We start from the raw sequence: 24113 nt of genomic DNA on the forward strand, positions 1-24113 counted from the left end.
GCGCCGGCCACGGCTCATCAACGTGAGGGCGACGTCATCAAGAAGTGCGCACAGCCGCCCCGGCACGGGATAATGGCGGCTTGTTCCCGGCTTGCGGCCTCCCGCGAGCGCCACCGAGCCGCCATGACGATCGACCTTCCACTTCCCGACTACCCCTTCACCCCGCAGCGCCTCCAGGTCCGACCCGACATCGGGATGAGCTACCTCGACGAAGGCCCTCGCGATGGCGAAGTGGTGGTGATGCTGCACGGCAACCCGTCGTGGAGCTTCTATTGGCGCCGGCTGGTGCTGGGCCTGCGCGATCGCTACCGCTGCATCGTTCCCGACCATGTCGGCATGGGCCTGTCGGACAAGCCCGACGATGCCGCCGGCGCGAGCCCGGGCTACCGCTACACCCTGCAATCGCGCATCGACGACGTCGAGACGCTGCTGCAGTCGCTGGGCGTGACCGGTCCGGTGACGCTGGCGGTGCACGACTGGGGCGGTGGCATCGGCTTCGGCTGGGGCCTGAAGCATTCGGCGCAGATCCGTCGGCTGGTCATCCTCAACACCGGCGCGTTCCCGTTGCCGGCGGAAAAGCCGCTGCCGAAGTCGCTGCGGCTGGGTCGCGATTCGGCGCTGGGCACCGGCATGATCCGCGGTCTCAACGCCTTCGCCGCCGTCACCGCGCGGGTCGGCGTCGAAGACGCGATGTCCGCCGACGTCCGCCGCGCCTACCTGGCGCCGTACGACACCTGGGCCAACCGCATCGCTACCTCGCGCTTCGTCCAGGACATCCCGCTGGGCGAGGGCGATGCCGCCTGGCCGCTGGTGCAGGCGATGGGCCGCAAGCTGCCCGAATACGCCGACCGCCCGACGTTCATCGGCTGGGGCCTGCGCGACTTCGTGTTCGACAAGCATTTCCTCAAGGGCTTCACCGACGCGTTGCCGCAGGCGCAGGTGCATGCGTTCGAGGATGCCGGGCACTACGTGCTGGAGGACAAGGCCTCGGTGCTGGTGCCGGAGATCCGGACCTTCCTGGACACGCACCCGCTTTGAACATGGCTGGCCTGCATGCGGCCGGCCGATGCGATTACAGGGCTGGCAGCGGGTTCTTGTCCGCCTCGCCGACGCCGGCCCAGTCGTCCTGGGTCAGCACCGCCAGGCCATGGGCCACGCGCGCCTTGTCGCATTGCGCGCTGGCGGCACCGAACTCCCACGACGCCGGCACCGCCGCGCAGACCGACGGGCGCCGGTCGTGGATGCTGCAACGGCTGTAGCGGCCGATGTCGGCGTCCAGTGCAATGCAGCTCGGCTTCGCCTGCGAGGTGCCGCGCATGACCCGCTCGTGCGAGCGCAGCGACTCGGTCAGCTCCAGCGGTACCCGCCCGCCGAGCTCCGGGTCGGCCTCGGACCAGTGGAAACTCACGCGGAAGAAGGCGCAGCAGGCGCCGCAGGTCAGGCAGGGGTGTTGCATGGGCTGGTGTTGCATGGACTGACAGGGTCCAGAAACAGCGGTTCGGGGGCGCGATTCTGAGGCTTTGCCGGCCCGAAGCAAGCGCTGTGCATAAAGGCGAGAATGAATGGATGAGCATGAATAGATGAGCACCCCCTGCAACATTGCCGCGTCGCTGCCTGGTCTGGCGGCACAGTTCCCCGACCGGGTGGCCATGCGCTGCCCCGGGACGCGCGGTCCGGACGGTCTGGCCCGTTTCGACCTGACCCTGACCTACCGCGAACTGGACGCCCGCAGCGATGCGATCGCCGCAGGCCTGGCCCGGCGCGGGATCGTTCGAGGCACCCGGACGGTGGTGATGGTGCGGCCGTCGCCGGAGTTCTTCCTGCTGATGTTCGCCCTGTTCAAGGCTGGCGCGGTGCCGGTGCTGGTCGATCCGGGCATCGACCGGCGCGCCCTGCGGCAGTGCCTGGACGAGGCCCAGCCGGAGGCGTTCATCGGCATCCCGCTGGCGCAGGTGGCGCGAGTGGTACTGGGCTGGGCCCGCTCGGCGAAGGTCCGGATCACCACCGGCCGGCGCGCCTGGCTGGCCGACGCCACCCTGGCACGGGTCGAGGCCGAGGGCGCCGGCGCGGGATCGCAACTGGCCGCAACCGAGCCCGACGACGTCGCCGCGATCCTCTTCACCAGCGGTTCGACCGGCATCCCCAAGGGCGTGGTCTACCGCCACCGCCACTTCGTCGCCCAGATCGCGATGCTGCGCGACGCCTTCGGCATCCGTGCCGGTGGCGTCGACCTGCCGACCTTCCCGCCGTTCGCGCTGTTCGATCCGGCGTTGGGGCTGACCTCGATCATCCCCGACATGGACCCGACCAAGCCGGCGCTGGCCGACCCGCGCAAGCTGCACGACGCCATCGCCCGCTTCGGCGTCGACCAGTTGTTCGGCTCGCCGGCGCTGATGGCCGTGCTCGCCGGCCACGGCGCGCCGCTGCCGACGGTGAAGCGCGTGACCTCCGCCGGCGCGCCGGTCCCGGCCGACGTGGTCGCCCGGATGCGCGAGCTGTTGCCGCAGGACGCGCAGTTCTGGACGCCGTACGGCGCCACCGAGTGCCTGCCTGTGGCCGTGATCGAAGGTCGCGAACTGCAGGCCACGCGCGCGGCGACCGAAACCGGCGCCGGCACCTGCGTCGGTCGTCCGGTCGCGCCCAACGAGGTCCGCATCATCCGCATCAGCGACGATGCGATCGCACAGTGGTCGGACGACCTGGAAGTTGCGGCCGGCGTCGTCGGTGAGATCTCCGTGGCCGGTCCCAGCGTTACCGACCAGTATTTCAACCGTGAGGCGCAGACGCGCCTGGCGAAGATTCGTGAGCCGCTGGCCGATGGAGGCGAACGCGTCGTGCACCGGATGGGCGATGTCGGCTATCTCGATGCGCAGGGGCAGCTGTGGTTCTGTGGTCGCAAGTCGCACCGCGTGGAGACCGCACAGGGTCCGCTGTACACCGAGCAGGTCGAGCCGGTGTTCAACACCCACCATGAGGCGCGACGCACGGCGCTGGTGGGGCTCGGCATGGAGGGATCACAGCGGCCGGTGCTGTGCGTGGAGCTGCAGCCCGGCGTGGATGCCGGGCAGTGGCCGCGAATCGAGCGCGAGTTGCGCGCGCTGGGCCAGACGCAGCGGCATACCGCCGGCATCGACCAGTTCGCATTGCATCCCAGGTTCCCGGTCGACATCCGCCACAACGCCAAGATCGGGCGGGAGAAGCTGGCGGCATGGGTCGCGGCACGGCCCACGTCTTACTGAAATCGTGACGCGGTGCTTCGCCCCGATGTGTAATAGCGATACACCATCCCCATAGCGACAACGCGTCGGCAAAGGCCACACACGAATGAAGATACTGGTAACCGGAGGCGGTGGTTTCCTCGGGCAGGCGTTGTGCCGGGGCTTGCGCGCGCGCGGCTACGAGGTCACGAGTTTCAACCGCGGCCGCTACGACGCGCTCGACGCCATCGGCGTGACCCAGGTGCAGGGCGACCTCGCCCAGCGCGATGCGATTGTGTCTGCCGCACGCGGCTGCGATGCGGTGTTCCATAACGCTGCCAAGGCCGGCGCCTGGGGTAGTTACGAGAGTTACCACCTGGCCAATGTCGTCGGCACCGACAACGTCATCGCCGCCTGCCGCGCGCATGGCATCGGCCGACTGGTCTACACCTCCACACCGAGCGTCACCCATCGCGCCACCCATCCGGTCGAAGGCGGCACCGCGCAGAACGTGCCCTATGGCGACCACCTCAAGGCGCCCTACGCCGCGACCAAGCAGATTGCCGAGCGCGCGGTGATCGCCGCCAACGACACCTCGCTGGCCACCATCGCCCTGCGTCCGCGCCTGATCTGGGGCGTGGGCGACAACCAGCTGCTGCCGCGTCTGGTCGAGCGCGCCAAGGCCGGGCGCCTGCGCTTCGTCGGCGACGGCGAGAACCGCATCGACACGACGTATGTCGACAACGCCGCACAGGCGCATTTCGATGCCTTCGACCATCTCGCACCGGGCGCGGCCTGCGCCGGTCGTCCTTACTTCATCAGTAACGGCGAACCCAGGACCGTGCGCGAGATCATCAACGGTCTGCTGCAGGCCGCCGGTGCACCGCTGGTGACCAAGACCATTCCGTTCCGCGCCGCCTATGCCGCGGGCGTCCTTTGCGAAGGTCTGTGGCATGCGCTGCCGCTCAAGGGCGAGCCGCCGATGACGCGCTTCCTCGCCGAGCAGCTGAGCACGACGCACTGGTACGACATGGCACCGGCCAAGCGCGACTTCGGCTACGTACCGCGAGTGAGCATTCACGAGGGACTCACCCGGCTGAAGGCCGCATGCACGGAACACGCGGCCGTCACCCACTGAAAACGAATGCCTATGCAGGATCGGGCTACATCCATCAGGCGCGAGTCGCCGGAGGTTTCCGATGCTGCACTACGCAGTGGTGTTCTTCGTCATCGCGATCATTGCCGCTGTGCTGGGCTTTACCGGCATCGCCGGCACGGCCAGCAACATCGCCTGGATTCTCTTTGTCGTCTTCCTGATCCTCGCCATCGTCTCGATGCTGCGCGGCAGACGCGTCTGATCCAGAAGCATAAGAGTGACCGCCACCGGGAGACGGTGGCCTCAGGCTGCGCCGGACCCGCAGGGAAGGGGAGCCCGGCGCTGGGGAGACATCCCCGGGGAGAGCAGGGGGCAGGGCTACAATGACGGGATGACAGACTCATCCCCACAGCCGGCTCCCTCGGCGCTGGCCGCGCTCAAGCCCATTGCCGGCCGGGCCCTGGAGGCCGCGCTCAATCGCGCACTGGCACTGGACCCCGACACCCGCGACGGGCTGCGCACGCTGGACGGCCGCCGCGTCGCCCTGCGCGTGGCTGCGCCGCCGCTGGCGCTGCAGGTACGGGTGGCCGGCGAACGGCTCGAGGTGGGGCCGATCGAGGGCGAGGGCGAACTCGACCTGTCGGTCCGCAGCACGTTGGGAGGCCTGCTGTCGCAGCTGCCATTCCTGCGTAATGACGACGCGCCGCCGGTCGGCAAATTGCGCATCGAAGGCGATGCCGAACTTGCGCGCCGCCTGCAGCGCCTGGCCGAACGATTCGATCCGGACTGGCAGCAGCCGTTCGTCAGCGTCTTCGGCGAAGTCCTCGGCGTGCAGATCGCCAGCTCGTTCGCCGCCGGCCTGCGCCATGCCCGCGGCGCCGCCGGCGCATTCGCCGGCAACGCCGCGGAGTACGTCACCGAGGAATCGCGCGACGTGATCCCGCGCGAGGAACTCAATGCCTTCCACGACGACGTCGACACCCTGCGTGACGACGTCGAACGCCTCGCCGCGCGCGTGGGCCGTTTGCGTGTGCGTACCGGGGGCGGTGCATGAAGCCTGTGTTCCGTGCATGGCGCATCGGCCGCGTGCTGTTGCGCTACCGCCTCGACGACCTGCTCGACGACACCCCGGTCGAACCGTGGCTCAAGCTGGCCCGGCCGTTCGTACCGCGTGCCTCCGCCGAAATCGCGGCGCAACCGCGTGGCGCGCGCCTGCGCCTGGCGCTGCAGGAACTGGGGCCGATCTTCGTCAAGTTCGGACAGATCCTGTCGACGCGCCGCGACCTGGTACCGCCGGATGTCGCGCAGGAACTGGCCTTGCTGCAGGACCGCGTCGCACCGTTCGATGGCGAGGCCGCGCGGCTGATCGTCGAGCGCGCGCTGGAGCGTCCGGTCAGCGAAGCTTTCGCCCAGTTCGACACCAATCCCCTGGCCTCGGCCTCGATCGCCCAGGTGCATGCAGCGACCTTGCCGCCCGATGCCAACGGCGTATCGCGCGAAGTCGTGGTCAAGGTGCTGCGGCCGAACATCGAAAAGCAGATCAGCGGCGACATCGCCCTGCTCAAGGCCGTGGCAGGGATCGTCGATCGCACCCATCCCAGTGCCGACAAGATCCGCCCGCGCGCAATTGTCGAAGAGATCGAAAATACGCTGGCCGCCGAACTCGACCTGCAGCGCGAAGGCGCCAACGCCAGCGTGCTGCGCCGGTTCTGGGCCGACAGTGACGACCTGTACGTGCCCGAGGTGATCTGGTCGCACACCGCCGAGCGCGCGCTGACGCTCGAACGCGTGCGCGGCATCCCGTCCGACGACATCGAAGCACTGGATGCGGCCGGCATCGACCGCCACGCGCTTGCCGCCAAGGGCGTGCGGGTGTTCTACACGCAGGTCTTCCGCGACAACTTCTTCCATGCCGATGCCCACGCCGGCAACATCTGGGTCGATAGCGATCCGGCGCGGCGCAACAACCCGCGTTTCATTGCGCTGGACTTCGGCATCATGGGCCAGCTCTCGGACGAGGATCAGTACTACCTCGCCGAGAACTTCATGGCGATCTTCAACCGCGACTACCGCCGCATCGCCGAGCTGCACGTGCGCGCCGGCTGGATGCCGTCGCACATCCGCATCGACGAGCTCGAGGCGGCCGCGCGCGCGGTATGCGAGCCGTACTTCACCCGTCCGCTGAGCGAGATCTCGCTGGCAGAAGTACTGCTGAAGCTGTTCCGCACCGCGCAGCGCTACGAGCTGACGCTGCAGCCGCAGCTGATCCTGTTGCAGAAGACCCTGCTCAACATCGAGGGCGTCGGCCGCCTGCTCGATCCCAAGCTCGACATCTGGGCGGTGGCACGACCGGTGCTGACGAAGATCCTGGTCGAGCGCTACAGCCCGCAGCGCCTGGCCAGCGAGTTCCGCAAGCGCCTGCCGGAGCTGGTCACGCACGCACCGGAAATGCCGCGCCTGCTCCACGCCTGGCTGACCCAGCAGGTCGAAGGCAAGCACGAGCTGCACCTGCACTCGCGCGACCTCGCCGAGCTCAACCGTTCGATCCGCTCGGCCCAGCGCCGCACGGTCGCCGCCGTGCTCGGCGTCGGCCTGCTGATCTGCGCCACGGTGCTGTACGGCCTGGAAGCCGGCGGCCCGAGCCTGTGGTCGATCCCGGCCGCAGCCTGGATCGCAGGTCTCGGCGGCATCTGGGCCTTGCTGGCCGCCTGGCCGCGCCGCAGCTAAGCTCCTCCCCCTGCGAATGCAGGGGGAGGCCGGGAGGGGGTGAAGTAGGCAACGGATGCCGCAAACGGAGGCCCAACGAAACCCCCAACGAAGGAGATCGCATGGAAGCGATATGGAAGAAGGCACGCAGCCTCAGAAGCACCGCAACGGACGCAGAGCGCCTGCTATGGCGTCACCTGAAGCAACGCCAGCTCGCGGGTGCCAAGTTCCGACGCCAATACCCGATTGCCGGTTTCATCGCCGACTTCGCCTGCGTCGAAGCAAAGCTGGTCATCGAACTTGATGGTGGGCAGCACCTGGACGCGGTCGAGTATGACGCGATGCGCACTCGTCGGATGGAGACGAACGGCTACCTGGTCCTGCGCTTCTGGAACGACGATGTGCTGCTGCGCACTGGCTCCGTGTTGGAGCAGATTCTGCGGATATTGAACGAGAGACGGCATCAGTGACTGCTTCACCCCTCCCCAGCCCTCCCCTCCATTCGGAGGGGAGGGGGCCAGAACCAGAAGCCCTCGACATCCTCTACGTCGATGAGCAACTGGCCGTGGTCAACAAGCCCGCCGGCCTGATGGTCCACGACAGCGCCCTGGCGCGTGGCGAAACCGACTTTGCCGCCGACCGCCTGCGCGAGCAGTTCGGCAAGCCGATCTTCCTGGTGCATCGCCTCGACCGCGCAACCAGCGGCTGCCTGCTGCTCGCGTTCGATCGCGACAGCGCTTCGACGCTGGGCAAGGTGTTGATGTCGCGCGAGGTCGAGAAGGACTACTGGGCGATCTGCCGCGGTTGGCCGGAAGAGAGCTTCGTCGTCGACTATCCGCTCGATGGCGGTCCGGGCAAGCCGCTCAAGAAGCCGGCCATCACCCGCTTCACGCGCCTGGCGACGACCGAGCTGGAACTGCCGTCGGCCAACTTCCCGACGTCGCGCTACGCATTGCTGTGCGCGCAACCGGAAACCGGACGCTTCCGCCAGATTCGCCGACACCTCAAGCACCTGTCGCACCACATGATCGGCGATACGAGTCATGGCGACGGTCGCCACAACCGCCAGTTCCGCATGCTCGGCATCCATCGGATGCTCCTGCACGCGCGCCGGCTGGCGTTCGCGCATCCGCTCGACGGGCGGCGCATCGAAGTGATCGCGCCGCCTGATGCGGAGTTCGCAAAGGCGCTGGCGTTGTTCGCCGACGCCCCATCGCATTGATTCCGGATTGGTAGAGTTGCGCCATGCTCGAGATCAGCGACAACCTGGCCATTCCCGACGACGAGCTGGTCGAGCGTTTCGTGCGCTCGTCCGGTCCGGGCGGCCAGAACGTCAACAAGGTGGCCACGGCGGTCGAGTTGCGCTTCGACCTGGCCGGCTCGCCGTCGCTGCCCGAGCCGGTGCGGGCACGGCTGCTGGCCAAGCGTGACCGTCGCATCACCGACGAGGGCGTGCTGGTCATCAGCGCCCAGCGTTTCCGCACCCAGGACCGCAATCGCGAGGATGCACGCGAACGCCTGGCGGCCTTCATCGCCACGGGATTGTTCGCGCCGACCCCGCGCGTGGCGACGCGGCCGACCCGGGCCAGCAAGGAGCGGCGGCTGAGCGGCAAGCGTGAACGCGGTACGATCAAGCGCGGTCGTGTCGTTCGCGATTGGGATTGACGAACCGGAACCGAAAGGCCGCACAGCACCATGAAAGCGCACCAGCCACGAGGGGCCAATGGCCGACACTGACGACCACCGCGTGCTCGACCAGCGCGTTCTGGACCTGCCGCCGAACGCGCCGCGGGTCAAACCCAATGCCTTCACACGCTGGCTCGGCCGCGCCATCCTCCGCGCCGGCGGCTGGCGCATGGTCGGTGCGTTCCCCGACATCCCGCGCCTGGTCCTGATCGGCGCGCCGCATTCGTCCAACTGGGATGGCATCTGGGGCTTCGCCGCGAAGATGGCGATGGGCCTGGACCTGAAAGTGCTGGGCAAGGATTCGCTGTTCAAGCTGCCGGTGATGGGCGCGCTGATGCGCCACCTCGGTGTGATCCCGGTCGACCGCAAGGCCGCCCACGGCGTGGTCGAGCAGGCGGCGCGGATGATCCGGGAGGCCGACAAGCTCTGGTATGCGCTGGCGCCGGAAGGCACGCGCCGGGTCGTCGAGCGCTGGAAGCCCGGCTTCTGGCGCATCGCCAAGGCCGCCGCGGTGCCGGTGGTGCCGGCGTACTTCCACTACGGCCAGAAGGTGATCGGCATCGGTCCGCCGTTCGACCTGGGCGAGGACTTCGACAGCGACTTCAACCGCATCCGTAACTGGTACCGCGGCGTGTCGAAGGGCAAGAACCACGACGCGTGACCCGCGGGGAGGGGCGTCAGCGCTCCGACTGCCCCGTCGAGTAGTAGTCCCCGCGCTCGAACAGCGCCGGCTTTATTAGTTCTGTAAATGCACGGGCTTGCGGCGATAAATATTTGCCCTTGCGGACCACGACACCGTAGGTCCGCGACGGGAAGTACTCCGCCAGCGACCGCGCCGACAGCCGCTCGCGGTCGGCCTCGGTCAGGCAGATCGCGGTGACGATGCTGATTCCCAGGCCCATCGCCACATACTGCTTGATGACCTCCCAGCCGCCGACCTCGAGCGCCACCGTGTACGGCACCCGGTTCTGCTGGAAGACCAGGTCGATCAGGCGGTAGGTGGTCAGTCGCTGCGGCGGCAGGATCAGGCCATAAGGCGACAGGTCCTGCAGGTGCAGGTCCTCCTTGAGCGCCAATGGGTGGTCGCGCGGCGTGATCAGCATCGGCTCGAACCGGTACACCGGCTCGTAGCTGAGGTCGGCCGGGACATCCAGCATTGAGCCCACGGCCAGGTCGACCCCGTCCGAACGCAGCAGGTCCAGGCCGCCGGCGCCGGTGACGTTGTGCAGGGTCAGCCGCACCTCCGGATGGGCCGCGCGGAAGGCTTCGACGATCCGCGGCAGCAGATAGAGGATGGTCGAGCTGCCCGCCGCGACATTGAGCTCGCCGGCATCGAGTCCGCGGATCTTCTCCCGGAACACCGAATCCAGCGCGTCCAGGCCCTCCACGAGCGGTCGGGCCAGCTCGTATAGCTCCTGGCCCTCGCGGGTCAGGGTGATCCGCCGGCCGCTGCGCTCGAGCAACCGCACTCCCAGCTCCCGCTCCAACGCCTGCAATTGCAGCGTTACGGCGGGCTGGCTGAGGTACAGCGCCTCGGCCGCCCGCGACACCGAACCCAGGCGGGCGGTCTGGCAGAACGCGCGAAGGGGCTTGAGCCGGTCCCCCTTATAGGCGAACCGCGGGCTGGAAGGCGGCTGGCTGGCCATGGTTTCAATGCGTATTAAGGAAAGTAATGATTAGCATTGAAAAATCTTGATTGTCAAATAACACACGCCGCCGCATGGTGACTCTCCAAGGTGACCACGGAGTTACAGGCATGTCGGCAGTGATGGCCAAGCGGCAAGACGGCGATACCCAAGTGGGTGTCGACGGCAATATTGAAGTCCTGGCCCAGGCCGAGGGCCAGGACCAGGTACTGACCCCTGCCGCGCTCCGGTTTCTCGCCGGACTCCATCGCCGTTTCGAAGCGGCCCGCCAGTCGCGCCTGGATGCCCGCGCCGCCCACCAGGCGCACTTCGATGCCGGCGGCCTGCCGGACTTCCGCGCCGACACCGTCGCCATCCGCAATGGCAGCTGGAAGGTGGCGCCGCTTCCGCAGGCCCTGCTCGACCGTCGCGTCGAGATCACCGGCCCGGTCGACCCGAAGATGGTCATCAACGCGCTCAACTCCGGCGCGAAGGTGTACATGGCCGACTTCGAGGACAGCACCTCGCCGACCTGGGACAACCTCATCGCCGGCCAGCGCGCTCTGACCGGCGCCGTCGCCGGCACCCTCGAGTTCACCGCCGTCGGCGCCGATGGCAGCACCGGCAAGCACTACACCCTGCGTCCCTTTGAGGAGCAGGCCGTGCTGATGGTGCGCCCGCGCGGCTGGCACCTCGACGAGAAACACGTCCGCATCGACGGCGCGCCGATGTCGGCCAGCCTGTTCGACCTGGGCCTGTTCGCTTTCCACAACTCGGACGTGCTCGCCGCGAAGGATCGCGGACCCTATTTCTACCTGCCCAAGCTGCAGTCGATGGAAGAGGCGCAGCTGTGGAACGACGTGATCGACCACGTCGAGCGCGAGCTGCGCCTGGTGCCGGGGCAGATCAAGGTCACCGTGCTGATCGAGACGCTGCCGGCGGTGTTCGAGATGGACGAGATCCTGCATGCGCTGCGCACGCGCATCGCCGGTCTCAACTGCGGCCGCTGGGATTACGTCTTCTCCTACATCAAGACCTTCCGCAGGCATCGCGACAAGGTGCTGCCCGAGCGCGCCCAGGTCACGATGACCCAGCCGTTCCTCAAGGCCTACTCGGAACTGCTGATCCAGACCTGCCACAAGCGCGGCGCGCACGCGATGGGCGGCATGGCCGCGCAGATCCCGATCAGCGGCGACGAAGCCGCCAACGAAGTCGCAATGGCCAAGGTCCGCGCCGACAAGCTGCGCGAAGTCACCGCCGGCCACGACGGCACCTGGGTCGCGCATCCGGCACTGATCCCGCTGGCACGCGAGATCTTCGACGAGCGCATGCCTACACCCAATCAGCGCCACGTGCTGCGCGAAGACGTCTGGGCCACGCGCGACGACCTGATCAAGCCGTCGCTGGGCACGATCAGCCGCGCCGGGTTCGAGGGCAACGTCGAGGTCTGCGTGCGCTATCTCGCCGCCTGGCTCGACGGCAACGGCTGCGTGCCGATCCATTGGCTGATGGAAGACGCGGCGACTGCCGAGATCGCGCGCACCCAGTTGTGGCAGTGGCTGCACAGCGACGGCTTGCATCTGGACGACGGCACGCCGGTCGACTTCGCCCTGCTCGAACGCGCCTTCCTCAACCTGCCCGGGCGCCTGGGCGACCGCGCGCGCCTGCCCGGTGCCAGCCGCATCAATGAAGGGATCGGCGTGCTCGACCGCCTTACCCACGCTGACGTGCTGGAGGACTTCCTGACCCTTCCTGCTTACGCACGACTCGACTGACGCAGTTCCATCCCACCAACCCTCCCCTTGAACGGGAGGGCTCCAAAGAAGAAACGAGCAGAGGGCACCGCCATGACCACCGCATTGCACACCGCCGAACAACTCCGCCACGACTGGGCCACCAACCCGCGCTGGGCCGGCATCGACCGCCCGTACTGCGCCCAGGATGTCGTGCGCCTGCGCGGCACCGTGCCGGTCGAGCACACCATCGCCAAGCTCGGTGCCAACAAGCTGTGGGCCTCGCTGCACAGCGAACCTTTCGTCAACGCGCTCGGCGCGCTGACCGGCAACCAGGCGATGCAGCAGGTCAAGGCCGGCCTCAAGGCGATCTACCTGTCGGGCTGGCAGGTCGCCGCCGACGCCAACATCGCCGGCGAGATGTACCCCGACCAGTCGCTGTACCCGGCCAACTCGGTGCCGCAGGTCGTGCGCCGCATCAACAACACCCTGCTGCGCGCCGACCAGATCCAGTGCGCCGAAGGCAGCGGCGACATCGACTTCCTGCAGCCGATCGTGGCCGATGCAGAAGCCGGCTTCGGCGGCGTGCTCAACGCCTTCGAGCTGATGAAGGGCATGATCGAGGCCGGTGCCTCCGGCGTGCACTTCGAAGACCAGCTGGCCAGCGTCAAGAAGTGCGGCCACATGGGTGGCAAGGTGCTGGTGCCGACGCGCGAAGCAGTCGAGAAGCTGGTGGCCGCGCGCCTGGCCGCGGACGTCATGGGCGTGCCGACGCTGATCGTCGCCCGCACCGACGCCGAAGCCGCCGACCTCATCACCTCCGACATCGATCCGAACGACGCACCGTTCATCACCGGCGAGCGCACGGTCGAGGGCTTCTTCAAGACCCGCAATGGCCTCGACCAGGCGATCAGCCGCGGCCTCGCCTACGCGCCGTATGCCGACCTGGTGTGGTGCGAGACGGGCAAGCCGGACCTGGAGTTCGCGCGCAAGTTCGCCGAAGCGATCCATGCGAAGTTCCCGGGCAAGCTGCTGGCCTACAACTGCTCGCCGAGCTTCAACTGGAAGAAGAACCTCGACGACGCCACCATCGCCAGGTTCCAGAAGGAAATCGCCAGCTACGGCTACAAGTTCCAGTTCATCACCCTGGCCGGTTTCCACAGCCTCAACTACGGCATGTTCAACCTCGCCCACGGTTACGCCCGCCGGCAGATGAGCGCGTTCGTCGAGTTGCAGGAAGCCGAATTCGCCGCGGCGGAAAAGGGCTTCACCGCGGTCAAGCACCAGCGCGAAGTCGGCACCGGCTACTTCGACGCGGTGACCCAGACCATCCAGGGCGGCAAGTCCTCGACGGTGGCGCTGAAGGGCTCGACCGAGGAAGAGCAGTTCCACGAAAAGCGCGCCGCGGCGGCCTAAGAAAAAGTCTCGGTTACCACGTCCTCCCCTTTGCCTGGCAAAGGGGAGGACACGCGAAAAGCCTGCTTTGAGGCTTTCCTGAGCACCTCAAGCCCTGCTCAGGTTGTCGTCCCGCAGAGGTCCTCCGGGCAACGGGTAGCCGTCCTCCAGACCCCCTTTTCACCGTTGTTTACCGTGTTCAGGTGCTATTCTCCAGCCTCACCACGGACCGGGGTCGTGGGATGAATCGCGACAGCGCGGCACTCATACACAGCCGCGAAACCTTCATCGCAGGCAGTCCCAGCACGGCGTCGGCGGATGTGGCGACGGCGGTGCTTACCGATGCGGAATACGAACTGTTCGCCGAGATCGGCCGCTCGCGCCGCATCCAGGAAGGACAGGTGCTGTTCCGTCGCGGCGAACTGGGCACGACGATGTTCGTGATCGCGCGCGGCGTCATCGACCTCGACTTCGGCGAGGACCTCGTCGGCAAGCGCCTGGGTCCGTGCGAATTCTTCGGCGAACTGGGATTGTTGATCGGCGATCACGTCCGCAGCGCCGATGCCGTCGCCGCCAGCGACGGCCTGCTGATCGAACTGCGCCATGAGGAATTCCAGCGCCTGGTCGATTGCGACCCGGGCCTGGTGTCGTACTTCCTGCGCCGCGCGATCCTGCGCGTCGTGCTCAACGAGCAGAGCCTGATCCGCCGCCTGCGCCGCCGCAACGAAGAACTCGAGTCCGCACTCGACAGCCTCTACGCCGCCACGCACCAGCTCAACCAGACCGAAGAGCTGGTCCGCACCGACGAGCTGACCAGCCTTTACAACCGCCGCGGCCTGACCCTGCACCTGCAGGAATTCCGCAAGCTCGGCATGCCCAATTCGATGGGCCTGTTGCTGATCGACTGCGACCGCTTCAAGCAGGTCAACGACGAGCACGGTCACCTGATCGGCGACCGCGTGCTGCAGGGCGTGGCCAACATCCTGCGTTCGGTCGCGGGTCCCGACGACCTCGCCTGCCGCCTCGGCGGTGACGAGTTCTGCCTGTTGATGGTCGCCGAGAACCGCGAAGAGGTGATGCGCTTCGCCGACTTTGTCGTCTCCACCGCCCAGGGCCTGATGCAGATGGTGCACGGCGCCCCCTTGATGTGTCCGCTCAGCGTCGGTGCCTGCCTGGTCGATCCGACCAAGGACTGGAACGACTGGTACGCCCGTGCCGACGAAGGCCTTTACCGGGCCAAGCGCATGGGTGGCAATTGCGTCCAGTGGCAGGATCACGATGCGGAACTGACGTCGGCCTAGGCCGAAGAGGCGACACCATCGATGAATGAGATGACCCATCGCCCGTCGATCGACTCTCCGCAACTGCGGACATTGCTGCTGACCGACCTGTGCGACTCGACCGCGCTGGTCGAGAGCATCGGCGACGTCGCAACGGCGACGCTGTTCCGCGACCACGACCGGCTCGTGCTGGATCTCCAGCAGCGCTGGCGCGGACGACTGATCGACCGCTCCGATGGCCTGCTGCTCATGTTCGAGCGGCCGATCGACGGCCTCGGCTTCGCCCTCGACTATGTCCGCACGCTGGAAGTGATGAGTGCCTCGCTCGGCATGGAGCTCAAGGCGCGCGCTGGCCTGCACGTGGGCGAGGTGCTGACCTGGCGCAATACCGATGAAGCCGTTCTCGCCGGCGCCAAGCCGCTGGAAGTGGAAGGCCTGGCCAAGCCGACCGCCGCGCGCCTGATGTCGATGGCGCGACCCGGGCAGATCCTGCTGTCGTCCGTGGCCGAACCGCTGGCCCACCGCGCTGCGCGCGAACTGGGCGAACGCGGCCAGCAGCTGTTGTGGAAATCGCATGGCCGCTGGCGCTTCAAGGGGATGCCCGAGAGCCAGCAGGTCTATGAAGTCGGCGAGCCCGGCATCGCCCCGCTGCGCACGCCGCAGAACACGACCAAGGCCTGGCGTGACATCCCGCTGTGGCGTCGGCCGGCGTCGCTGGTCGCCGAAGCGGCCCTGGTGGCGCTGTTCGGCATCGGCGTCTGGTTCATGACCCGCCCGGCACCGGCGATCGCGTTCAACCAGCGCGACTGGGTGGTGGTGGCCGACCTGCGCAACCTGACCGGACAGAGCGTGCTCGACGATTCGCTCGAGCAGGCGTTCCGGATCAGCCTGGAGCAGTCGCGGTACGTCAACGTCTTCAGCGACCTCAAGGCACGCGACACGCTGACGCGCATGCGACGGGAGCCGGGCACGGTGCTCGATCGCGCGGTGGCCTCGGAGATTGCATTGCGCGATGGTGCCCGGGCCGTGATCCTGCCGACCGTCGCCGAAGTGGGCGGACGCGTTCGGGTCAGCGCGGAGATCATCGACCCGCATACCCAGGCCACCGTTTACGCGGTGTCGTTCGACGGCACCGGAGCTGCCTCGGCACTGGACTCCATCGACTCGGTCACCGGCGAGCTGCGCGGCAACCTGGGTGAATCGATCAAGTCTATCGAGCGTGACTCGGCCAGCCTGCCGGAGGTCACGACCACGAACCTCGATGCATTGCGCGCATTCGCGCTCGCCCAGAAGGCCGCTTCGAAATTCCAGTACAGCGAAGCGCTGCAGCTGTACCGCCGTGCCACGGAGCTCGATCCCCAGTTCGCGCTCGCCTGGCTGGGACAGGTGAGGATCTACTACGGCCAGGAGAAGGCGAGTGCGGCGGTGGAGCCACTGCGTCGTGCGCGGGCGCTGAAAGCCCATCTTCCGCCCCGCGAAGCGCTGTACCTGGACGCCTGGGTGTCGGAGTTCGCCGATCCCTCGACCACGACCGGGAAGTGGATGCAGCTGGCGCACCTCTATCCCGACTACCTGCCGGGCAGGGGCAATGCCGCGATCTGGCTGTACACCGAGAACCGCTTCGAGGAAGCGTTGGCGCATGCGCTGGCGGCGGCCGTTCCGCAGAATCCGCTGGCGGGTAACGAGTTCGACACGGTCGGACGCGCCTACCTGGGCATGCAGCAGTACGCTCAAGCGCAGAGCGCGTTCGAGAAATCCTATTCGGCCACCGGCGGCAGCGTGCGGCGATTGCTGGCCACGGCCGCGGCCCAGGGCGACTTCGCCGCGGCCCACAAATACGTCGAGAAACTGGAACCAGACAATCCCTTCGCCTACCTGGAGCGGGCCAGCCTGGCCGTCGACCAGGGGCAATGGAAGCAGGCCCAGGCGCTGGCACGCACCGGGCTGTCGCTGACCGAGGCGGAGCGCGGACTGGAGAGTCGCTACCTGCTGCTTCCGGTGGCCGTGACGACCTGGCTGGCGGGCGACAAGGGCAATGCCCTGCGTTATGCGCGCTCGGCCGCGGAGCAGGCGCTTGCGGCGTTGGCCAAGCAGAAGGCATCCGACCTCGACGCCGATGCCGAAGAAGATGCGGCCTTGTCCCTCGGCGCGGCGATCGTTGCCCAGCGCCTGGGTGATCGCGACATCGCAGCGACGGTGCTACAGGAGCTGCCGAAGTACGGCCTTCTCATGAAGACACCGCAGTTGGCGGAGTTGCTGGTCGTCGTGCGCGCGCAGAAAGCCCGACTCGATGGCAACACGGACGAGGCGGTGAAACTGCTCCTGCCACTGCTGACAGGACGGGAGCGCTTCCAGACCCGCGCAGCCTTGATGGACGCGTACCTGGATGCCGGTCAATCCGACCTGGCGATGGAGCAGGCGCAATGGCTGCGCCAGCATCGCGGATTGGCGTACGTCGAGCTCGAATGCGGCCACTGCCTGCAGGCGCTCAACGTCGCCGACAGCAACCGCGCAGCACGAAAGGAATCCGAGCTGCGCGGTCGCGTCAAACCGGCGGGCGGCTAGCCGCACCGCCCCGCCGTATCAGCGGCGGACGAATCCGGACGTATCGGTACCCGCGTCCAGGCGCGGCGTCGTCTGGTTCAGGCCACGCAGGAGCATCGCCATGATTTCACCGCGGGCAGCGGCAATGGCTTCCTTCGGGGCGAGGTCGGTGACCTTGCAATCACGGAACGGTTCCGGCGCCGAAGCGAGCACCAGCCCGCATGCCGTCATCTGGCCGGGCGAGGGCGATTCATAGCCGAGGGTGCGCAGTGCACCGAGGTGGTCGCGCTGGAACTGCGCGCGGAAATCGTCGTCAGTGCTGAGCAGGTCCAACAACCGGTCCGCGATGGCCGGATCCAGCGGTGTGGTCAGTGCCTCGTTCATCCCCGTTCCCCTCGAAGGCCCGTTGCAGGCCGTGATGGCGCAATCTAACCGCCTGTGCCCTACGTCACAACCAGGCGGGCCGGGCCGCCTTGGACCCGGAGGTTTGCCGAAAGGCCAGTGCGGGGCCACTGACGTGTCTTCCGTCAGGGACCGGTTGCCAGCAGAGTAAGGGCTTCTACTTCAGGGGTATTGGAATGCGTGTCCGACGTTGTGCCGTTGTATTCCTCGAGCCCCGCGAGCAGGCCGAGTTCGATCTGGGCGTGCTGCTCGGCGGCGGAGACGGCCTGCGCCGCGAACGTCGCTGGCTCGCCCTGGCACCCCATCTGGGTACCGAGGTCGAGGTCGACGGCACCGAACGCGAGCTGCTGGGGGCGATGAGTCCGGGTCAGTGGGTCGACGAGGCCGGCATCGAAGAGCGCGCCGCAATGGAGCGCCTGCTGGCCGAGGGCCTGCTGGTCAGCGACGACCCTTCCCACGCCGCCATGCGCGCGCGCGACGAATCGCTGCGCGGCACCTACTGGCATCCGCTCGCCGCCACCCTGCACGCCTTCACCCGCTGGAGCGGCGTGGACACCGTGCAGAACATGAAGGACAGCGGCACCGAGACGGCCGCGGAAATGCGTCAGGTGCTGGGCGCGCCGCCAGTCGAGGCCGCGCGTCGCGCCGGGGCGCCCGACCTCAAGCCACTGCCGCGCATCGCCCCCACCGCCTTTGATGACCTGCTCGCCCGCCGCGCCACCTGTCGCAATTTCGATCCGGCGCGCAAAGTCCCCTACGACCTGTTCGCGCAACTGCTGCAGCGCGTGTTCGCCGCCCAGGCCGAGGTGCGGGTCAGCGACGACCTGGCCTTCCTCAAGAAGAACGTTCCCTCCGGCGGCGGCCTGCACCCGATGGAGTGCTACCTGATCGTCCAGCATGTCGAGGGCGTGGAGCCGGGTCTCTACCACTACCAGGCGCAGGAGCACGCGCTCGAACCGCTGGCCGGGCCGGACAAGCCGCTGCGCGAATTCGTCATGGACATGGTCGCCCAGCAGCACTGGTTCGCCGATGCCCATGTGGTCGTGCTGCTGTCGCCGCGCTTCGACCGCACGTTCTGGAAATACCGCCACCACGCCAAGGGTTACCGGGTGGTCGCGCTGGAGGGTGGCCACCTCTCGCAGACCCTCTATCTGTCGGCGACCGAGGCCGGGCTGGGCGCCTTCATCACCGGTGCGATCAACGAGGTCGAGCTGGAGCAGGCCTTCGCCCTCGACCCGATCCACCAGGGCGCCCTGGCCATCTGCGGCTTCGGCTGGCGTGGCCAAGTCATGGAGACCGCCGAGCTCGATCCGGGGGAGCGGATCTGGGTCCGCGGGGCGGCGGCGGACACGGATTCACAACACTGAACAACATTTGCGCCAAAAGGCAGTCGACATTGCCAAATCTGTCAAGTTATGTTGGAAGGCCCTAACCAAGGTTTCGTTCCAATGCGCGTCCTACGCCTCCTTTCCGCCGCCGTGTTTGGCCTGGCCATGGTCATGCCGGCATTCGCATCCGTCGACAGCCGCGTGCTGATGCTCGATGACATCCGCACCCAGCAACACGAGATCCGCATCGGCGTCGAGGAACGCTCCGGTCCGTACAAGGATCTGTCGGCGACCGAGCGCAGCGAACTGCTGACCAAGCAGGATCGGATGCTGCGCACGATCGAAGGCAAGAAGTCGACCGACGAGCTCAACGACCAGCAGAAGACAGAAGTGTTCAACACGCTCGAGTGGATCGAGGCGGTGGTCAACAACTCCGACGAAGATGAGCGCATGGTCTGCGAGCGCCGCGCGATCCTCGGCAGCACCCGCAAGGAACGCGTCTGCAAGACCCAGTCGCAGTGGCGCGAAGAGCGCGAAGCCGCCCGCAACCTGATGGACTCGCGCGGCAACTGCCAGGATTGCAGGAGCAACTGAGTGACCGCGCCAGGCAGCACCGGCCACCCGCGCCGGTGCTGAACATCCTGGCGTGAGGTTCCACGAGCGGGGCGCACGACAATCTGGCGATGTTCCGGGGAGGAACTGCTATGAAGCGATGGATCTGGCTGGTGGTGCTGACCACCGCAATGGCGGCGGCAACTGCGCAGGAGCCGACTGCGCAGCAGGACGGCCTGCAGATGATCCTGACGCAGCAGCAACAGCTGCAGCGTGACCTCGACGATGGCAAGACCAGCGGCATGACCACGCGCCAGGTCAACATCATCCGCAAGTCGCAGCGCGAAGTGTTCGCCGTCACCGAGGGCAAGACACATCTTGACCAGCTGACGATGGAAGAGAAGGTGCGGCTCGAGAACGCGCTCGAGCGCATCAACGCCGAAGTGAAGGGCACCCGTGCCGGCCAGGACAGCAAGCAGGTGTGCTGGCGCGAGAAGCAGACCGGGACCACGGTCAACGTAACCCGTTGCGGTACTGAAGCGGAGATGCGCGAAGCCCGCGAGGGCGCGCGTGACTTCCTCGAACGGCCGAAGGTCTGCGGCGACCGCTGCGGCTGACCGGCCAGCGGCCCTCAGGACCCTTGCGCGTCCAATCCGCGCGCCGCGCGGCGCAAGCCGATCGCTTCGGTCAGGTGCGCGGTCCCGATCGACACCTCACCAGCCAGGTCGGCGATGGTCCGCGCCACACGAACGATCCTGTGCAGCGACCGCGCCGACAGCTGCAGTGAATCGACGGCACGCTCCAGCAATGCGTGATCACCCGCCGACAGGCGACAGGTCGACGCGGTCTCGGCCTGTCCCAGTTGCGAGTTCGGCTTCGCGCAGCGCGCGAGTTGTCGCTCACGGGCCGCCACCACGCGCGCGCGCACCGACGCGGTGTCCTCGGCCAGCGGCGCATCCTGCCGCAGCTCCGAAGGCGGCAGCCGCGCCACCTCGACATGCAGGTCGATGCGATCGAGCAATGGCCCGGAGATGCGGCCGCGATAGCGTGCAATCGCCTCGCTGCTGCAGCGGCAACGGCCGCAGACATCGCCGGCCCAGCCGCAGGGGCACGGGTTCATTGCCGCGACCAGCTGGAACCGCGCCGGGAACTCCGCGCTACGCGCCGCGCGCGACACGGTGACCACACCCGATTCGAGCGGCTCGCGCAGCACCTCCAGCGCGCGCCGTTCCCACTCGGACTGGAAATTGCTAGTCACCTTTCCTGAATCGAACAGAGATACTTCTCGAAACTTTCAAGAAGCTTCATTCAGTGAAGGTTTGCTAGCAAATCAGCAAGAGTCCGAGTCGGCGTTGCTGCCAGACTCCTACATTGGCGGATCGAAATCCAAGCCTAGCACCCTGGTTAAGCAAAACAAGCGCCTTGATGTCACGAGTTACAGCATGACTATTACTCTCATGACCTACCAGATACGCGTGGTGGCACTTGGCGCAGCAAGTCGTTTCGACAGCCGCAGCTCGTAGGCGACATTCCGCGTCGCCACACCACTCGATCTTCTTCATGAATCGGCCGCGTCCGCAGCGGACATCGGCGGCTGCATCGGGCATGGGCTAAACTCACCACGGCTCATTTGCGGAGGTTCTGCAATGGACAGTGATCCTCAGTATGAGTTGATCGATCGCCTCGTGAACGAAATGCAGGAGTTCCGGGAAGAGGAGAAGAATTCGCCGTATCAGGCGAGCACTTGCAGATGTGGATGGAGGGAGAGCTGTTCCACACGAAGAGATGGTCACATGGGTAGCTTCTCTTAGCTAGCGCCTATTTTAGATGCATGACGTTCCCACAACAGACCTCCAAACCCCTGCCGCTACGCGAGTGGCCTTGCGTACGTTCTTTCGTATTTCTGAGGCATGGCAATTGGATGGAGCAGAGGAAGCCATCTTGCTTGGCGAGCTTCCAGCGATCGTAGGAACGTGGCGTGAGCGACCACCCGAAGAGCCGCTTCCGCGGGCGACTCTCGAACGACTGTCCCACCTATTCGGGATCTACGCTTCGCTGGTGGAGCTGTTCCAAGATCCTAGCCGCGCACACGCTTGGCTCCGACGGCCCAATACAGCACCATTATTCGGCGGCGACACAGCCTTGGCGCGTATGCTTCTTGGAGATGTGGATGACCTGCAGGCCGTTCGCGAGTATCTCGAAGCCCAATTCGACCATTGATCCCAAGTCGCGGCCTGTCCTGGTCGGCAGACGGGATGCGGCGGACGGGGCTGAGCCCTCGGGCGATGCCGCTTCTGGCCAATCGCGAACAATGGGGCTGCCTGGTCGCCAAGGGCCACTTCCAGCGTCCGCTTTCGGCCAGGAGCGGACATCCGGCCACTGTCACAAGGATTCAAAATCCCCGTGTCGGCGGTTCGATTCCCTCCCGAGCCACCATGCATTAAACGTAAACCCAGTAAGGCTCTCAGGCTTTACTGGGCTTTTTCGTTTTGGGCTGACGCGAGGTCGTGGGTAGCATCTGGGTAGCAAGGCGATTCGGTCAGCCCCCATGGGCCGAGCGGAAATCCGCACGGAGTCGCCAGATCATCCACGTGCCGCTGATGACCAGCGCGAATGCGAGCGCGAACAGCCCGATCGGAACGACCCATCCGAGGACCTCGACGACTGGACGCATTAGGTCGCCTGCCCCTTTGCTGATTGTGGCAAGAAGTCCGTTGAGGACCAGCGCCGCTATAGCAACCACGGCGCCCTGCCAGACGCGGACACTCGCCATGCGTTCTGCCTTTCGATATCCACGGTCCAAGCTCATGCGCACAGTCAGCCTGAGCCGCCCGGACGGGGTTGTGACGACGCGCTTCCAATGGCCTGGAGCGCCTCAGGGCCATTGATCCGCATCATTCTAAGGCGGCCGGCGCGCTGACCCGCGCCACCGGGGCTCCATTGATACGCGTCTCATCCTGTGCTCTTTTCGTCGCTAGCATGTAGGCATGACCCGACTCCCGCTCCCGCCCGACATCACTTGGCGCCGAGGCTGTTGTGAGCGGTCCTGACACCACGCGCTGGCTGCGCTGCGGCCCGGTTGCGGTGACGGTTGTCGCCTTCCATAACGACGTTTGGCGGACGACGGTCAACCGGCACTTGGACGTGAAGCGGGAGCGGAAGGCCCACACGTCGAGTGAGGCCCTGGCAATCGCTGGGGTGGAGCGCTGGGCTGTGGCGAATGCGGGGCGGATCAGGGCCAGCTTGCAACGCACTGCAGCAGGAGCACACTAAATACTCGCCAAGCTCGGTGGGGACCGGACCATGCAGCTACCTCTGGATGAGCTCGATCGGCGCCTAGATTCGCTGGACGAAGTCATTTTGTTAATGCTGAAAGACCAGACGGACCGGGAGTATCTGTTGGCTGTCGTTGCATCGGCTGCTGAAGGAATTCAGAGTCTTGCAGGCCCACATCATGACTACGTTTCGGCACGAGTGCTGGAGATCGTCACCGCCCATGGGCTGGGGCTTCGACCTGCGGCCGACCATGACCCCACCTGAGCGAAACACATCACCCCAAGGAACCGGAATGGACGAGAGAGAAGCTTTCTTCGAAGGCCAGCTAACGGCCATGCAATGGGCTTTGTGGGCCATTATTGATGCCTCCCCTTCTCGCGATGCCATCTGCGCGACGGCACTCCGGGGAGTAGCCGCGCACGATGAGCGTTATCGCCAAAGTGACCTGAGCCCGGCAATTCGCGATGAGTTCCTGAAAGGTCTGAACACTGTCGCCGATCTGCTGTTCGCGCCGCGGGGTGACACCTAGCCGGCCAAGTCCTTGGCGACTGTGTCGAGACCGGTCCCCATGTCCGCTTTCGGCCAGAAGCGGACATCGTGCTAATCACGTTTCACGCATGGCCGAAATGCATCAGTCGTCCACGTGTTTTTGTCCTGGTCTTCAATCCGGATGCGGAAACTCCGGGAATTGTCCGCTTCACCGACTTCGTACAGCATCGCCGCAAGTATTGTCCGATCGCCGGGATCGATCTTCAACGTAGGTTGCGCCATCGGACCATGCCCACCCGGACCATGCCGCCACGCGACATTACCGGCGTCATCAAGAATCTCGTAGGACAACCAACTCAGTGGGTACGGCGGGCCCGAGGCTCCGTCGATCCAGACTCGCAGGACGCCGTGGCTACCGTTTTGCACGCGAACGCTGACCGGAATGTCCTGGCGACGCCGGTCGCATTCCAGAACCGGCGCTTCTACCTTGACATCAACGAGGTCGGGCGTCATGCGATGCAGCGACGCGCAGCCTGGTGCCACCGACAGAACGAGCATTGATACCGCCAGCGAATATTTGGCGTTAGTCGCCACATCGCCCCCTTGCGAAGTATGGCTCAAGCAGCTCAGACCCGGTCCCAACGAACAGATCAAATGTCCCCTTTTGGGTCGAAAGCGGTCATAGAAATGCACCGGCTGAGGTCAGCCGTTGGCGCGCTAGATGACTCTCTTTGTGTGGACCTGGATGTCGGCGTCCATGGCGAGGCACTACGAAACCACTCGCGCAAGGTGCGCCGCAGGCTC

General features: G+C 66.4%; 25 protein-coding genes and 1 pseudogene. 20 read left to right on the forward strand and 6 right to left on the reverse strand.

What is annotated here, in order from left to right:
- The first annotated feature begins 123 nt into the window (after positions 1 to 123).
- A complete protein-coding gene (locus HIV01_RS14675) occupies positions 124 to 1038 on the forward strand; it encodes an alpha/beta fold hydrolase (protein WP_200608285.1) in 915 nt (304 codons plus the stop codon).
- A 34-nt stretch (positions 1039 to 1072) separates the two neighbouring features.
- On the opposite strand, the gene HIV01_RS14680 is transcribed toward HIV01_RS14675, so the two are convergent.
- Positions 1073 to 1456: a YkgJ family cysteine cluster protein gene (locus HIV01_RS14680; protein ID WP_200608287.1), complete on the reverse strand. Its 384-nt coding sequence runs from the start codon at positions 1454 to 1456 to the stop codon at positions 1073 to 1075.
- A gap of 124 nt (positions 1457 to 1580) precedes the next feature.
- Here HIV01_RS14680 and oleC point away from each other — a divergent pair, with 124 nt between their 5' ends.
- The 9 genes from oleC to HIV01_RS14725 all read left to right on the forward strand — a co-directional run bounded on the left by oleC (position 1581) and on the right by HIV01_RS14725 (position 9346).
- Positions 1581 to 3239 carry an olefin beta-lactone synthetase gene (oleC, locus tag HIV01_RS14685; RefSeq protein WP_200608289.1) on the forward strand — a complete coding sequence of 553 codons (1659 nt, stop codon included), beginning with the start codon at positions 1581 to 1583 and terminating at the stop codon, positions 3237 to 3239.
- Between the two features lie 85 nt (positions 3240 to 3324).
- Positions 3325 to 4335, forward strand: coding sequence for a 2-alkyl-3-oxoalkanoate reductase (gene oleD / locus HIV01_RS14690; RefSeq protein ID WP_200608291.1), 1011 nt, complete (start codon positions 3325 to 3327; stop codon positions 4333 to 4335).
- Positions 4336 to 4396: 61 nt separating this feature from the next.
- Complete coding sequence (locus HIV01_RS14695) at positions 4397 to 4555, forward strand: DUF1328 domain-containing protein (RefSeq protein WP_200608293.1); 159 nt, start codon at positions 4397 to 4399, stop codon at positions 4553 to 4555.
- Between the two features lie 129 nt (positions 4556 to 4684).
- A complete protein-coding gene (locus tag HIV01_RS14700) occupies positions 4685 to 5347 on the forward strand; it encodes a ubiquinone biosynthesis accessory factor UbiJ (protein ID WP_200608295.1) in 663 nt (220 codons plus the stop codon).
- The gene (gene ubiB / locus HIV01_RS14705; RefSeq protein WP_200608297.1) at positions 5344 to 7020 is read left to right on the forward strand and encodes a ubiquinone biosynthesis regulatory protein kinase UbiB; all 1677 of its coding nucleotides are present in this window, start codon (positions 5344 to 5346) and stop codon (positions 7018 to 7020) included. Before HIV01_RS14700 ends, ubiB begins: the two co-directional genes overlap by 4 nt.
- A 101-nt stretch (positions 7021 to 7121) precedes the next feature.
- A complete protein-coding gene (locus HIV01_RS14710) occupies positions 7122 to 7469 on the forward strand; it encodes an endonuclease domain-containing protein (RefSeq protein ID WP_200608298.1) in 348 nt (115 codons plus the stop codon).
- Complete coding sequence (locus HIV01_RS14715; RefSeq protein WP_245156822.1) at positions 7466 to 8221, forward strand: pseudouridine synthase; 756 nt, start codon at positions 7466 to 7468, stop codon at positions 8219 to 8221. The genes HIV01_RS14710 and HIV01_RS14715 overlap by 4 nt, the downstream gene beginning before the upstream one ends.
- A gap of 23 nt (positions 8222 to 8244) precedes the next feature.
- Complete coding sequence (gene arfB, locus HIV01_RS14720; RefSeq protein ID WP_158732140.1) at positions 8245 to 8664, forward strand: alternative ribosome rescue aminoacyl-tRNA hydrolase ArfB; 420 nt, start codon at positions 8245 to 8247, stop codon at positions 8662 to 8664.
- A gap of 58 nt (positions 8665 to 8722) precedes the next feature.
- Positions 8723 to 9346, forward strand: coding sequence for a 1-acyl-sn-glycerol-3-phosphate acyltransferase (locus tag HIV01_RS14725; protein WP_200608300.1), 624 nt, complete (start codon positions 8723 to 8725; stop codon positions 9344 to 9346).
- Positions 9347 to 9362: 16 nt separating this feature from the next.
- Here the strand turns inward: HIV01_RS14725 and HIV01_RS14730 are convergent, their stop codons facing one another.
- Positions 9363 to 10331, reverse strand: coding sequence for a LysR family transcriptional regulator (locus HIV01_RS14730; RefSeq protein WP_200608302.1), 969 nt, complete (start codon positions 10329 to 10331; stop codon positions 9363 to 9365).
- Positions 10332 to 10441: 110 nt separating this feature from the next.
- On the opposite strand from HIV01_RS14730, the gene aceB reads away from it, so the two are divergent.
- From aceB to HIV01_RS14750, 4 genes are all read left to right on the forward strand, one after another.
- Positions 10442 to 12085: a malate synthase A gene (gene aceB, locus HIV01_RS14735; RefSeq protein ID WP_245156823.1), complete on the forward strand. Its 1644-nt coding sequence runs from the start codon at positions 10442 to 10444 to the stop codon at positions 12083 to 12085.
- 72 nt (positions 12086 to 12157) lie between these two features.
- Positions 12158 to 13459, forward strand: a complete 1302-nt coding sequence (aceA, locus tag HIV01_RS14740) for an isocitrate lyase (protein ID WP_200608304.1) — start codon at positions 12158 to 12160, stop codon at positions 13457 to 13459.
- 221 nt (positions 13460 to 13680) lie between these two features.
- A complete protein-coding gene (locus HIV01_RS14745; protein WP_200608305.1) occupies positions 13681 to 14739 on the forward strand; it encodes a GGDEF domain-containing protein in 1059 nt (352 codons plus the stop codon).
- Positions 14740 to 14760: 21 nt separating this feature from the next.
- On the forward strand, positions 14761 to 17283 hold the full coding sequence (locus HIV01_RS14750; protein WP_200608307.1) for a putative peptide modification system cyclase: 2523 nt from the start codon (positions 14761 to 14763) through the stop codon (positions 17281 to 17283).
- An 18-nt stretch (positions 17284 to 17301) separates the two neighbouring features.
- On the opposite strand, the gene HIV01_RS14755 is transcribed toward HIV01_RS14750, so the two are convergent.
- Positions 17302 to 17646, reverse strand: coding sequence for an NHLP-related RiPP peptide (locus HIV01_RS14755; protein WP_200608308.1), 345 nt, complete (start codon positions 17644 to 17646; stop codon positions 17302 to 17304).
- A 194-nt stretch (positions 17647 to 17840) separates the two neighbouring features.
- Between HIV01_RS14755 and HIV01_RS14760 the strand changes: the two genes are divergently transcribed.
- The 3 genes from HIV01_RS14760 (at position 17841) to HIV01_RS14770 (ending at position 20161) form a co-directional block, all read left to right on the forward strand.
- The gene (locus HIV01_RS14760) at positions 17841 to 19031 is read left to right on the forward strand and encodes a putative peptide maturation dehydrogenase (RefSeq protein ID WP_200608310.1); all 1191 of its coding nucleotides are present in this window, start codon (positions 17841 to 17843) and stop codon (positions 19029 to 19031) included.
- Positions 19032 to 19112: 81 nt separating this feature from the next.
- Positions 19113 to 19586: a hypothetical protein gene (locus tag HIV01_RS14765; protein WP_200608312.1), complete on the forward strand. Its 474-nt coding sequence runs from the start codon at positions 19113 to 19115 to the stop codon at positions 19584 to 19586.
- 110 nt (positions 19587 to 19696) lie between these two features.
- Complete coding sequence (locus tag HIV01_RS14770; protein ID WP_200608314.1) at positions 19697 to 20161, forward strand: hypothetical protein; 465 nt, start codon at positions 19697 to 19699, stop codon at positions 20159 to 20161.
- Between the two features lie 14 nt (positions 20162 to 20175).
- Here the strand turns inward: HIV01_RS14770 and HIV01_RS14775 are convergent.
- Positions 20176 to 20829, reverse strand: a pseudogene (locus HIV01_RS14775) (ATP-binding protein); the annotation flags it as partial.
- A gap of 542 nt (positions 20830 to 21371) precedes the next feature.
- Here HIV01_RS14775 and HIV01_RS14780 point away from each other — a divergent pair.
- On the forward strand, positions 21372 to 21764 hold the full coding sequence (locus HIV01_RS14780; RefSeq protein WP_200608316.1) for an MbcA/ParS/Xre antitoxin family protein: 393 nt from the start codon (positions 21372 to 21374) through the stop codon (positions 21762 to 21764).
- A 319-nt stretch (positions 21765 to 22083) separates the two neighbouring features.
- Here HIV01_RS14780 and HIV01_RS14785 read toward each other — a convergent pair whose 3' ends face one another.
- Positions 22084 to 22353, reverse strand: a complete 270-nt coding sequence (locus HIV01_RS14785; RefSeq protein WP_200608318.1) for a hypothetical protein — start codon at positions 22351 to 22353, stop codon at positions 22084 to 22086.
- A 494-nt stretch (positions 22354 to 22847) separates the two neighbouring features.
- Here HIV01_RS14785 and HIV01_RS14790 point away from each other — a divergent pair, with 494 nt between their 5' ends.
- Both HIV01_RS14790 and HIV01_RS14795 read left to right on the forward strand, forming a co-directional pair.
- Positions 22848 to 23084 carry a hypothetical protein gene (locus tag HIV01_RS14790; protein ID WP_200608320.1) on the forward strand — a complete coding sequence of 79 codons (237 nt, stop codon included), beginning with the start codon at positions 22848 to 22850 and terminating at the stop codon, positions 23082 to 23084.
- Positions 23085 to 23112: 28 nt separating this feature from the next.
- The gene (locus HIV01_RS14795) at positions 23113 to 23349 is read left to right on the forward strand and encodes a hypothetical protein (RefSeq protein ID WP_200608322.1); all 237 of its coding nucleotides are present in this window, start codon (positions 23113 to 23115) and stop codon (positions 23347 to 23349) included.
- A 71-nt stretch (positions 23350 to 23420) separates the two neighbouring features.
- Here HIV01_RS14795 and HIV01_RS14800 read toward each other — a convergent pair whose 3' ends face one another.
- Positions 23421 to 23930 carry a hypothetical protein gene (locus HIV01_RS14800; protein ID WP_207526987.1) on the reverse strand — a complete coding sequence of 170 codons (510 nt, stop codon included), beginning with the start codon at positions 23928 to 23930 and terminating at the stop codon, positions 23421 to 23423.
- Between the last annotated feature and the right edge of the window lie 183 nt (positions 23931 to 24113).

The sequence above is a fragment of the Lysobacter arenosi genome, from assembly GCF_016613475.2.
Classification (GTDB): Bacteria; Pseudomonadota; Gammaproteobacteria; order Xanthomonadales; family Xanthomonadaceae; genus Lysobacter_J; species Lysobacter_J arenosi.